Below are 10,863 nucleotides of genomic sequence, written 5' to 3'. Positions count from 1 at the left end.
GCTTTGCCGAGCCAAGTCATGAAGTAAGATTGATTCGCTCGCCGGAGCAAATTTTGCTTGAATAATGGGTACTTTTTTTCGAGGTACGTTCGGGATAGATGAAGTTTCTGAGAGATTAACTTTTTCCCCATCTTTGTCTGGAATAGGCAGAGGATGAGCGTAGACCAGGGGGAGATCACTCGCTGATTGAGCCGTTACACTAGACCAGCGTCGATCCATTTGTGCGAGTAAGGGTAGCCGATCGCTCAGTCGTTGCGATCGCGAAATAATTGCTCCTGTTAACACAGAAGTATTAATCAGCCCTGGCTTTTCTAAAGGGCGCATCAGTCGCGCGTGGAACTTTTGGTCAATCCCATCCTGCCAATTCGTTTTTTCAGTTAAAGAGTGCTTAACTTCCGACATAATTTAAACCCATCCCTTCCGGCTAAAAATCTAAGCTTTATCAATACCCTGGTGAATCAACTCCAGTCTTTCAACCGCCACTTCATTGGCATTGCGGGCATTAAAAGTAGGGCCAGACCACTTCACCGGATAAGCATTTTTAAAATTCCATAACATCACAGGAATTTGTTGGCCGTTCAGCAAAATAATCGTGACATTTTTGAGTTGAATATTGCCTTTAGCTGCCGATTGATACCAAGTCCAAAGCGTATCGTTCAATGTCAGACCGTGACTTAACACAAGATTCGGGTATCTAGTGCGTCTGGGAAATTGATGGCTATATCCATTCACACCTCCTTCTTGATATGATTCTAATTCAATTTCGCTCTCTAGCCCCGTAACTTCACTAAAACCACCCGTTATTAACCCTTCAATTTCCAGATAAAAGTTAGAAGCGTTATAAGGATCGAAACGAATACCGGATAAGTTACTTGCTAAACTCAAGCCTGCATTCAACCCCAAGTTTGGCACGATTTACTCCTAAATGACTGCTCAACTAAAAACTAGACCCCAAGCGCTCGTTTAACTTTTGATTGATTCGCAGAACTTCCGCAACCCACTGCTGTCTTTCTCGGTGTTCAAATCTCATAATTTGTTCGTAAGACCAGTGAAAGTGATAGGCAATATAAGCTACCTCCTCAAGCAATCGTTCTGAGGGGTAGCAAACTACTCCCCCGCTGGCACAGTTTCAACCTCAAATTCTCCTTGACAATGAGGACAAGCAACGAGGAAGCGACTGTGACCGTTTTGGTTGATGCGCTGGTAGAAATCTTGCAAGTAAACCAAATCGGCAGAAAAGAGGTTTTCAATCATTTTCGGATTGATATGTTCGACATCTCCCAACCGAACTATCGTCCTGGATAGAAGAATAATCACTAAATAAGCTGAATTTGATTGAACGCGCGGATCTCGCAGTGGTGCAATTTCGTCGAATGCCGTAGCCAATCGCATCGTTCCTTCTTGATGGATATTACCTTCCGGGTCTATATATCCTTGAGGTAAAGTAAAGGGAAATTCAGTCTGCAGTGTCATTGGGGAATTTAAACTTATGACCATTTATCAACGCTGATGCCTTCATGGGCAATTTCTAAAGTCTCAACGGCCACTTCATTAGAAGTCGCATTAAAGTCAGGCCCCGACCAAGTGACAGGCCAGCAATGAGTTAAATTCCAGCGAATTTTTTCTTGACCTGTTTCATCTAAGAGAACAATGGATATATCTTTTCTGTACTCAGCACCCCCTTTCACTGTATCTTCCCGCCATTTCCAGAGTTCTTGATTATTCGTTGTACCTCGTTTGAGGGTGATATTGTTGTAGGTTACTAAACCTGGCAGTTTTCTGACGGTTGGCGGATCGGTTCCTTCCCGATATTCGGCGGGAGTTTGGGTGGAGTTTAGTCCGCTACATTCTCGAAAACCAGCGTGGATAATGCCATTCCATTCAACCCAGAAGCGATAACTTAAATAGGGATCTGGTTTGTGGGGGGCTTTTAGATCTGGCATGGTGAATCCTCCTGTTCAAAATTATTAAGGTTGAGTCGTTGAATTAACTCCCGCCGTCCCGTGGATGAGACGAACGACAATAAATTCGTTGGGTTTAGTCGGTGCTAATCCAATTTCCGTGACAACTGTGCCGATATCGCGCATTTCTGGCGGATTAGTTTCGCTGTCGCATTTAATGTAAAACGCTTCTTGGGGAGTTCGTCCTTGCAATGCGCCTTTTCGCAGTAATGATTCTAAATAAGTGGTTAATTCGCGTTCAATACGCACCCACAATTTAAAATCATTTGGCTCGAAGACAACATCCTCTAAGTTTCTCTCTATCCAGCGAAGAACGGTTAAGAATAATCGCCGAACGTTGATATATTGCCAATCTGGATTTTGACTTAAAGTGCGACCTCCCCAAATGCGAATTCCTCTACCTTTGAGAACGCGCAAACAGTTTATGCTTGGTAGCTCATTTAAGTTTAATGCGTCTTGCTCATCGCTAGACAAGGAAACGCTCAAGTCTAAGACTCCTTCTAAGGGATAATTAGCTGGAGTCTGAGGAAAACCATAAGTGCGATCACTTTGAGCGTAAATTCCAGCAATATGACCGCAAGGCGGAACTTCTATAAGTTTCTGGGTAGATGGTATAAGTTTCTGAATAGCTGGGTCCAGAACTTTAATCCAGGGGAAGTATAAAGCACCGTTATCGCTTTGCAGGCTATTTCTTTGTTCGGCTATTTTCTCTTTATTAGGCAGTGAGTCCAGAATAGCAAAGCGATCGCCCATTTTATCACAATGCTTCAGAACAAGTTTCTGCATTTCTACCTGTTCTGATTCCGAGCTTTGCCTCATAATATCTGGAGCGCAAACCAAGTCAATGGTATCCAGAGATTCTATTGCTGCAAGTCCTTGTTCAAGTGCGTTTTGTTCAGCACTTTGTAGAGGAACCACATAGCAGAGACGACCTCCGTTTTCAAAAAAACCGCGTACTGCATGAGCAAGGTAACTTTCAGATGAAGCCTGAACAAAGAATTGCTCAAACTGGGGCCAAAGCTTTAATAGCTTCGGTTGATTAACATCTCTAGGTTCGGCATTTTTTGCCGCCCTTATACCCAAGAATACAGGGACTCCTGTGATTAACTCGGTAGAAGGGGCAGGGAATATTTCCTCCAGATATACACCTGGTGTTTTACGTTGCGTCAGCATTTTAACTTCCCCTGGAAAATTGCTACTATTTACCTGGCCCAGACCACTGGCTAAGATTGAAGATGACAAACTCTGCCGGTTTGACTATAGCCACACCTATTTCAGTTATAACTTGGCCTTGTTCGCGCAATTCAGGTGGATTGGTTTCTTCATCGCATTTAACGTAGAAAGCTTGTTCTGGTGTACTGCCAAACAGAGCACCGCTCCGCCAAACGGTCATCAGAAAAGAAGTCACATTCCGACGGATTTTCGCCCAGAGTTCCGGAGAATTCGGCTCAAACACTGTCCACTGAGTCCCGTGGTCGATCGACTTTTTCAGATAGTTAAATAAGCGACGGACATTGATATACTTGAACTCGCCATTCTCATCGCCTCCAATGGTGCGCGCGCCCCACACCCGAATATTGCCGTTGAGATTGCGAATGCAGTTGATTCCTTGGGGATTTAGACCCCCTTGTTGATTTTTGCTGATATTTTGCTTGAGTCCCAACCCTCCCAACACAACTTCATTTGCTGGCGCTTTATGAACCCCCCTTTGTGCATCTACACGAGCGTAAATTCCGGCAATGTGACCGCTGGGTGGTACATATATTAGTCCATCCCCATCCGGATGTGCCGTTTTTGTAGCTGGGTCAAAAATTTGAATCCAAGGAAAGTAGAATGCAGCATAGTGGGAGTTATCGGGCTTCGTAATTTGTCCGCTCGTCTCGCCTTCGCCACAGTCTAAGATAGCAAAGCGATCGCCTGTTTTCTGCTCACAATGAGTAATGATTGCACTGCGAACTGATTTCTCGGTAATTCCAGGCGCAGTAACCATAGCAATTTCATCAATCGCTTCCAAACTTTCTAACAAAGTATCAGTAATTTCACCCTTGTCTGTGACTCGCATCACATAGCAGCGAGTTCCGCCGTTATTAAAAAACCCAGAAACTGCATGGGCTAGCTTTTTTTGGTCTTCATTTTGAGAAAAATCTCCAAAGAAATTTTTGAATTCCTTAAAATTGGTACACAGTTTCACTTCTCCAGATGGGACAGGGTGAAAAATTGGAAAAGTTACTTGGTAATCAGCAGTAATAGTTTTCTTTCCCAAATCTTTCATCTGATCCGATTTTAAGGTAAATTTTGCAACGCCATTTGTATCAACAGTTGGCATATTTACGTTTTTAATTTCTTCTCCGTTAATTTTGATAGTGTATGTCTTTGGGGATGTGTTAATTGGATACTGTTTTAGCTTAAATTCCATTGAATCCGGAATAGGTTCTGGAACTTGGCTAACTACCTCATTAGTAATTTGATTGCCTAACACTGTATACTTGATTTTGAATTTGTCTGGTCGCGGCTCGATAGTGAATGTAATTTTGGCATATGGGTTGGACGAGTCAGGGTCTGTGATTTTAAATTCTTCATCCTTTTTTAGCTTACGATCGCTAACCCATACGTCACAATCACCTAGTAAATTAACACCTGGGTGATCTATCCATATAAATTCCTTTGTACTCGCATCCTTCCACTCCCCTGGGTACTCTTTTTCCTTAGAAATGACAGGTGCAGTAGGAATAGTAATCGTATCGGGCACAACACCTATAAAAGCGGCTGTGCTAGTCCCAGCCCCAGCAATGGGAGCCGAACCGGAAGAAACTTCTCTTACATATACACCGGGAGAGAGATACGTTGCCATTGGAGTTACTCCTTTCAAGAATTGGACTCAATTTTAGATTAGTTCGATAGAAACCAGGTCAATAAAACCCATTGATTTTACTTGATTATTAGGCTTTGGACATTAATACAAAATCTACGGTCTTCTTTCCTTCGACCGGACTAAATTTTAGACCTTTAGAGGCAGGTTCGTAGCCGGGAGCAAAAACTTAAACAGCCAGCGGGCTTTTTAAAAGTGAAGTAGACGCATACTAATATAACTCCCAATAGTATCACAAAAGATTGATTTTGAACAGCATTCAATCTGACATTGAGCTTCTGGAATTTAAAAGTTAGCCAAGTTCGGTTTTTTATTCAAAAATTTGACGGCTACTATTCAGATTCAGGAGGGATATTTTGTTGTGGTTCAAAATTTATATCCTTCACGGGGTAATCTCCTGATAATTAAAAGTCCTATTCTTTCATTTTTACCCGTTCAAATGTTTCACTTTGACTACGTACTTCCTCGCCGTCAATAAAAACTTTGACCTTCTTTTCATTTTGAACTTTTTCTAGCTCCATTAATATATACAATTTATACTTTCCGTTATTGTCACTTAAGGTAGACTCGCCACTTCCTTCAACCTGTATTCTTGCCATGACTACGGGTTATAGTGATGAGTCCTGCGCTTTTTTTATCACCTCTCCTGTTTTTTTTAAAATTTTGTAATCTGACCCTTGATTCCAATCGGCGGCAAATCAATAACAATAATCTTATTACTATTGCCATTACTGGCTACCGTAACCTTTTTATCAACTTTACCGTAGCTCGTCCTCACACTAGGGAATGATACAGATAATGTATATTTACCATCTGGCAAGTTTATAAAGCAAAAGCATCCGTCAATAGCAGTTAAAGTTTTGCCAGGACGCTTCACCATCTTTTCCCAACTCTTACCATAGGGGAGAGCCTGCAAATCTAGCCAATTTTTGAATTTATTTGGCATTTGGGTAATCTCCACTGAGGCCACAGGAATCGCTAACTTAGTTTCAGCATCTATAACTTGTCCTGCGAGCGCCACCCGATTTTTTGTCTGTTCCTTTGCTGACATGATTTTATTCTCTTAATTGAGAATAATTTATTATCGACTCCTGCACAAGCTTTCCAGCTTCTACAGGTTCATGGACATCTACCGCAATGGTAACAGTGTAGCTCAGAATTGCTTTGGGCTTGCCTCCCATCACTTGCCAGAATTCAGACCAATTTTGGGATTGAGGTGGACGCAAAGCCATTGTTCGCAAGGGAGGTTCTTTTCCCCGGAGACTACCACGCAAAAACTCAGTGGGAATTTTGGGGTAGCGCATCAGTATCTTCATAACTTCACCTAAAAATCGGTGTTCATCTCGCTCACTTTGATCTTTTTGAACACTCTCGCTTTTTTTCACCCAAACTGTAATTAAATAGGAACAATCAACTCTGACTGGAGGCGGATATTTGAGCGCGCTTCCATTAGTTTGACGCTCTACGATCCACTCATTGCTACGCAATTCTAGGTTTTCTCGAATGTCATAGAGAAATAAGTTAATCGTAGTAGCAACTGCATCTGTGCTGCTAGCCACCTCCTTATCAGGGGCAGCAAAGCTAATTCCAAAATCAGTAGACCTCCATTTTTTAGAAAGTTCTTGACTGAGTAATTCTTGCAGAGTTTCATCTAAGTCTTGAATCATTGATTTAAGCAATGTCTCGCATAGGTATCACTGCCAACCACTAGAACAAACTAAATAATTTAATCTTTTTACAAAGCCACAAGGGTCGTATCTGAGGATCAATCGCAGCCTTCTCAAAAAATAGATGCGTAAGAATTCCAATTTTTATCCTTAGCCTGGTAATAATCCCAGGTCTGCTAACAGAGTATATACTTCTTCTCGCTTTGTCGGAAACAAGCCAACTGTTCTCTATTTTCCAACATATACACTCTATTTCTCTAGATAGGTGTCTGTCAAGTGGGTCTTAGCAGTTTTTTGGCTATTTATTTATATTCAATACTCCGGACAGTTTTTGGAACGATACTACAAGCTTTACAGGGCAAGCCTCATAAAAAAGTCGAATTAAATGCCGCGTCAGGGGTAGAGGTGATATTGATTTAATTATCCACGTTCGCCTCAAAGTCAAGCGAGAATAAGCCATTGGGCCATAGAAAAGTGTCCGGACTATTGTTCTTGGGAGAGATGAAGATATGCACTTAAATCAAACGTCTGGCAATCACCGATGGCGAGGGCGACTAATAAAAGCTGGAGGGGGTATTCTACTAATCTTCGGCACAGGTTTAAGCGTTTTTACCTGGAAACTCTTCTCGCCACCTTCTGTTGACCGACAACCACTTCCCCAAACTTTAGTTTCTCTAGAATCACCCGAAGGACAACAGATACTGAACCAGAGCAAGAGCAAACAGGATTTTCAACCGCTTAGCACCCACATTGAAACTCAAAAGCGTCCAGCCTATTGTGGTGTGGCGAGCAGTGTGACGGTTCTGAATGCACTCGGCAGCAAAAGACAGGGATATCGCCCAGTAACCCAAGACACCTTTTTTGACGGTCAAACCCAGAATATCCGTTCTTCTTATGCAGTCACTTTTTCGGGAATGACTCTTGATGAATTAGCGACTTTGCTCAGAAGTCACAACGTCAAAGTTGAGGTCTACTATGCGTCAGAGACAACACTTAAGCAATTTCGTACCCAAGCTAAAGCCAATCTTGGCCGTTCAGGCGACTATATAATCGTGAACTACCAACGCTCTGTTTTGGGTCAGGGTAAAAGCGGGCATATTTCTCCCCTTGCTGCCTATCACGAACCAAGCGATCGATTTCTGATTGAAGATGTAGCCAGTTATAAATATCCGCCTGTATGGGCTTCTACGGAGAATCTTTGGAAAGCAATGAATACTACTGATTCAACTTCCAAAAAGACACGGGGCTATCTCGTTGTGTACCAGTAAGATAGAGAATTAGAGATTGCCTAGTGGGGTGTGAGCAAAAGTAATTGAAGCATTATTCTATCTTTGATTTAAACTTTATCAGTTTTAAATTGACTCAACGGCACTCAAGTTGTTGAAAAAGCGAACTGCTGTTTTTTCGAGAGTTGGATTAAGTTCATTCACATCACCAGCAATGTATATCTCCAAGTCCTTAAAGTAATTTTCCGCTATCGAAGCAACCCAGCTTCCCTCACCCTTGTAGTAATAAAGACGCTCGCAAAAGCTTTTTACGATTTACCAGTATGACTTTATAACTCTCAACAGCCAATCTTACCCTAAGCCAAAGTTTAACTATTTAAACACGCTATAAGTATGTCGTCGGGAAAATTGCAAAGTATGTAACAAAACATTAAGTAGGGTAATTCCAGTTAAATTTAATACGTTGTGTAGGGTAGTTTCCTTTTTTTCCTCTCACCTCCACCCCATGAATTACAGCATAAGCCCGTGCTCTAACTCATCATCAAATAAATGTCGCAGCTAGTTCATCTTTTTTGATGTGTTGCCACTCCAATTCAATTGGATTCATTTCCGAACAATATTTAGGTAAAAAGAATATATAAGCCCTGGTTTTCCCACTGCGACCATAAGTGTTGTACTTCATGACATCGGTGTATGGAACCTTATCGCGCTTGAGATGAAAATAGAAGGCACGGCCTAGCATTGCTCAAGAAAATCTGCGATGAGCTCTCCACCCTAAAAATCAAAACCCTAAGTGCTGCACAGCCCGTCGCTTCGTTTCTTCGCCCCGGCGATCGTACTTAGCTGTCGTTACCGGCGAAGCGTGACCTGCCAACTTCTGCACTGTCACGATATCGACTCCAGCATCAAGGAGGTCTGAGCAAAACGTCCGCCTGAAATCGTGAGGCGAGAAAGAATCCACTCCGGCGAGTTGAGCCCGTCGCTGCAAAATCTTCAAAACGCCATCGTCCGTCATCTGCCGAAATTGAATTTCTCCTCCCTTACGGATGGGAAAAAGCAGCGGCCCTGGCGCTTCTCCCCTCAACTTGAGCCACTGTTCCACCAACGCCATCGCTGCTTCTGGGAGATAAACCATCCTGTTCTTCTTCCCTTTCCCGAATCGAATTTCCAATGCTCCCGTGGAGCGGTTGAAATCGTCGAAATTAAGGCTGACTGCTTCAGCGCGGCGAATGCCTCCCCCCCGCAAGATAGCAATCAAGGCTGCATCTCGAACATCAACGGTACTCTCGCCAGAGCAGCTTTGCACCAGCGCTGCAATTTCATGCGGGGATAACGCTCGCCCCCTTGGTTTTCCCGATTGCTTGACGCTCCTCACGTCCACCGCCTTGCTGTAATCCAGGGGGTCGATTAAATCTAACCGCAGAGCCTCCTTCAACACTCGCCTCAAGGCGCACAGCATTTGATTGACCGACGCCGGGGCGTACTGTTTCTCCAGAGCCGAGCGCAGCGCAGCCGTGTGCTTGTAGCGCAAGGCTGCCCAATTCAACGTCATCCGATCGCACTCCGAGCCCGCCAGCAACTTCGCCATGATGTCCAGCGCCGCCCCCATCGTTGCCTTCGAGCGATCGCTTCCCAAACTGTCGAGGTAGACCGCTGCTGGATGCAATGCCAGTGGCACTGGTGACAGTAACTTCAAAGTTTCCGGCTGTTGCTCTCCAATTCGGTTGAGCATTTAGTATTTATAAGTGTCCTTATAAATACTAATTTAGACTAAAAAAGACTGGCCTTTATCCAACAAAATTAACCTCTCAAAAGAGTCGCCGTCAGCAGCACCTGGATGTTAGTTCTCGCCCAAGGCAGAGGCTATTAACAAGCAATATTGTTACAATTCTTCATCTAGCGGGTGCATCTTCAAACCTGCTTAAAGGAGAATTGTTGACAATGTGGCTTAAATTTGGTGTTGCTCCCAGTGGTGAACTGGCGAGCATTGATGAGGTTGTGCGCGGAAAAACTCAGCTAACTTGTCTCTACTGTGGCGGCGGATTGACAGCAAAAAAGGGTTCGGTGAAAGAACATCACTTCGCGCACACTGAGGAAACTTGCAAGCCCGTGTCACAGCGGATTAAGACAAAAGCGTTTCCCTCGCTGCCCCTCTATGACAACTTCAACGTGCAGCTTAAGGGTGATGAATTAGAACAGTTGAAGGTGCTGTGGAAAGAGTACGGCACACAAAATTACGGCATTCCCAAAGACTTGGTAAACTTTCGCTGGCAATTGAAAGGATTGTTGGAATCAGAGGGCGAGCGCACTTATCACTTTACCGATTTGGGTAAAATCCCCGTCGGCGCACTTCCCCTGGTGTTGTTCAACCAAGTCCAAGAACCTTTGCTGGTGTCCGAGCTGACTTCATTGGAAAACTCTGTAGAGATTGCTTTATCTGCGGTTTTATCTTGTTTGGAAGAACGGCGGGCTGATTTGCTGGTTTATCGAGCACAGCTTCGTCGGATTCTGGTGAATTCGCTCTATTTCCTTGAAGTCAAAGCTAACGGCAACATCTTCTATAAAATTGGGGTAACAACTCGATCGAGCGAGGAACGCATCGCCGAAGTGCAGCGGGATGTGAAAGCGCATTACTCGGATGTTGTGGTCAACTTAGTAGGATTGTGGGAACACCGGGGCAATGTGGAACTGTACTTCAAACATCGATACAAAGCTTTTAATTATCGCATTGGCAAGCTGACAGAGTATTTTGCGTTTCCTGATGTCAAGGCCGTGTTGAATGATTTGTACGGGATGGAGTCCAAAGTGTTGAATGAATTTGAGTTGGATATTCTCAGCTTGGAGACCATCCAGTGATAGTTGCAGAGCCTAACAGTGCGATCGCTCTTCACAGATAGAAGAGCGATCGCACTGTTAGGCTCAAGTTTTTATAGCTGAAACTTGTGTCTTTAGGTGGAGAGGAAATCTCTTGATGAGAGCTAAATACTGTGAATGACCACTTTCGAGCCATGCTGAACACCGCTAAGGAGCGAGGGTTCAAGCCCAAGTGTGTCGCCTTCGATAGCTGGGGGGGTGACAAAGAGGTCTACGAGATAGACTGTATAAGGGTTGCGGCCCGCATACCTTGTTGATAAAAACGG

At 43.7% G+C, this 10,863-nt stretch carries 12 protein-coding genes and 2 pseudogenes; 2 read left to right on the top strand and 12 right to left on the bottom strand.

Going from position 1 to position 10,863, the window contains the following annotated elements; translation table 11 throughout:
- From QUA90_RS27405 to QUA90_RS27360, 10 genes and pseudogenes are all read right to left on the bottom strand, one after another.
- On the bottom strand, positions 1 to 402 hold a 402-nt coding region (locus tag QUA90_RS27405; protein WP_333448458.1), incomplete at its 3' end, for a hypothetical protein.
- A gap of 30 nt (positions 403 to 432) precedes the next feature.
- Positions 433 to 912: a phage tail protein gene (locus tag QUA90_RS27400; RefSeq protein WP_333448457.1), complete on the bottom strand. Its 480-nt coding sequence runs from the start codon at positions 910 to 912 to the stop codon at positions 433 to 435.
- Positions 913 to 937: 25 nt separating this feature from the next.
- Positions 938 to 1,090: pseudogene (locus QUA90_RS27395) on the bottom strand (DUF6760 family protein); the annotation flags it as partial.
- A 17-nt stretch (positions 1,091 to 1,107) separates the two neighbouring features.
- On the bottom strand, positions 1,108 to 1,473 hold the full coding sequence (locus QUA90_RS27390) for a phage tail assembly protein (protein ID WP_333448456.1): 366 nt from the start codon (positions 1,471 to 1,473) through the stop codon (positions 1,108 to 1,110).
- Positions 1,474 to 1,487: 14 nt separating this feature from the next.
- Complete coding sequence (locus tag QUA90_RS27385) at positions 1,488 to 1,943, bottom strand: phage tail protein (protein WP_333448455.1); 456 nt, start codon at positions 1,941 to 1,943, stop codon at positions 1,488 to 1,490.
- A gap of 24 nt (positions 1,944 to 1,967) precedes the next feature.
- Positions 1,968 to 3,134 carry a phage tail sheath subtilisin-like domain-containing protein gene (locus tag QUA90_RS27380; protein WP_333448454.1) on the bottom strand — a complete coding sequence of 389 codons (1,167 nt, stop codon included), beginning with the start codon at positions 3,132 to 3,134 and terminating at the stop codon, positions 1,968 to 1,970.
- 25 nt (positions 3,135 to 3,159) lie between these two features.
- Positions 3,160 to 4,812 carry a phage tail sheath subtilisin-like domain-containing protein gene (locus tag QUA90_RS27375; RefSeq protein ID WP_333448453.1) on the bottom strand — a complete coding sequence of 551 codons (1,653 nt, stop codon included), beginning with the start codon at positions 4,810 to 4,812 and terminating at the stop codon, positions 3,160 to 3,162.
- 431 nt (positions 4,813 to 5,243) lie between these two features.
- Positions 5,244 to 5,429, bottom strand: coding sequence for a hypothetical protein (locus QUA90_RS27370; protein WP_333448452.1), 186 nt, complete (start codon positions 5,427 to 5,429; stop codon positions 5,244 to 5,246).
- 56 nt (positions 5,430 to 5,485) lie between these two features.
- A complete protein-coding gene (locus QUA90_RS27365; RefSeq protein WP_333448451.1) occupies positions 5,486 to 5,881 on the bottom strand; it encodes a hypothetical protein in 396 nt (131 codons plus the stop codon).
- A gap of 4 nt (positions 5,882 to 5,885) precedes the next feature.
- Entirely contained in the window at positions 5,886 to 6,497 is a 612-nt protein-coding gene (locus QUA90_RS27360) for a DUF4255 domain-containing protein (protein ID WP_333448450.1), read from the bottom strand.
- 509 nt (positions 6,498 to 7,006) lie between these two features.
- Here QUA90_RS27360 and QUA90_RS27355 point away from each other — a divergent pair.
- On the top strand, positions 7,007 to 7,765 hold the full coding sequence (locus QUA90_RS27355) for a phytochelatin synthase family protein (RefSeq protein ID WP_333448449.1): 759 nt from the start codon (positions 7,007 to 7,009) through the stop codon (positions 7,763 to 7,765).
- 499 nt (positions 7,766 to 8,264) lie between these two features.
- On the opposite strand, the pseudogene QUA90_RS27350 reads toward QUA90_RS27355, so the two are convergent.
- Positions 8,265 to 8,424 (bottom strand): annotated as a pseudogene (locus QUA90_RS27350) (transposase); the annotation flags it as partial.
- An 80-nt stretch (positions 8,425 to 8,504) separates the two neighbouring features.
- The gene (locus tag QUA90_RS27345) at positions 8,505 to 9,455 is read right to left on the bottom strand and encodes a tyrosine-type recombinase/integrase (RefSeq protein ID WP_333448448.1); all 951 of its coding nucleotides are present in this window, start codon (positions 9,453 to 9,455) and stop codon (positions 8,505 to 8,507) included.
- A gap of 209 nt (positions 9,456 to 9,664) precedes the next feature.
- Between QUA90_RS27345 and QUA90_RS27340 the strand changes: the two genes are divergently transcribed.
- A complete protein-coding gene (locus QUA90_RS27340; RefSeq protein WP_333448447.1) occupies positions 9,665 to 10,579 on the top strand; it encodes a GIY-YIG nuclease family protein in 915 nt (304 codons plus the stop codon).
- The last annotated feature ends 284 nt before the right edge of the window (positions 10,580 to 10,863 follow it).

The organism is Microcoleus sp. D3_18_C4, from assembly GCF_036702355.1.
Classification (GTDB): Bacteria; Cyanobacteriota; Cyanobacteriia; order Cyanobacteriales; family Microcoleaceae; genus Microcoleus.
Note: the sequence above shows the minus strand (reverse complement) of the source record. Positions and strands in the feature narration are given on the sequence as shown.

Excerpts from the sequence above, each read along its gene's own strand:
- QUA90_RS27390 (WP_333448456.1), bottom strand. The coding sequence starts at position 1,473 with ATGACACTGCAGACTGAATTTCCCTTTACTTTACCTCAAGGATATATA.
- QUA90_RS27385 (WP_333448455.1), bottom strand. The coding sequence starts at position 1,943 with ATGCCAGATCTAAAAGCCCCCCACAAACCAGATCCCTATTTAAGTTAT.
- QUA90_RS27380 (WP_333448454.1), bottom strand. The coding sequence starts at position 3,134 with ATGCTGACGCAACGTAAAACACCAGGTGTATATCTGGAGGAAATATTC.
- QUA90_RS27375 (WP_333448453.1), bottom strand. The coding sequence starts at position 4,812 with ATGGCAACGTATCTCTCTCCCGGTGTATATGTAAGAGAAGTTTCTTCC.
- QUA90_RS27370 (WP_333448452.1), bottom strand. The coding sequence starts at position 5,429 with ATGGCAAGAATACAGGTTGAAGGAAGTGGCGAGTCTACCTTAAGTGAC.
- QUA90_RS27365 (WP_333448451.1), bottom strand. The coding sequence starts at position 5,881 with ATGTCAGCAAAGGAACAGACAAAAAATCGGGTGGCGCTCGCAGGACAA.
- QUA90_RS27360 (WP_333448450.1), bottom strand. The coding sequence starts at position 6,497 with ATGATTCAAGACTTAGATGAAACTCTGCAAGAATTACTCAGTCAAGAA.
- QUA90_RS27355 (WP_333448449.1), top strand. The coding sequence starts at position 7,007 with ATGCACTTAAATCAAACGTCTGGCAATCACCGATGGCGAGGGCGACTA.
- QUA90_RS27345 (WP_333448448.1), bottom strand. The coding sequence starts at position 9,455 with ATGCTCAACCGAATTGGAGAGCAACAGCCGGAAACTTTGAAGTTACTG.
- QUA90_RS27340 (WP_333448447.1), top strand. The coding sequence starts at position 9,665 with ATGTGGCTTAAATTTGGTGTTGCTCCCAGTGGTGAACTGGCGAGCATT.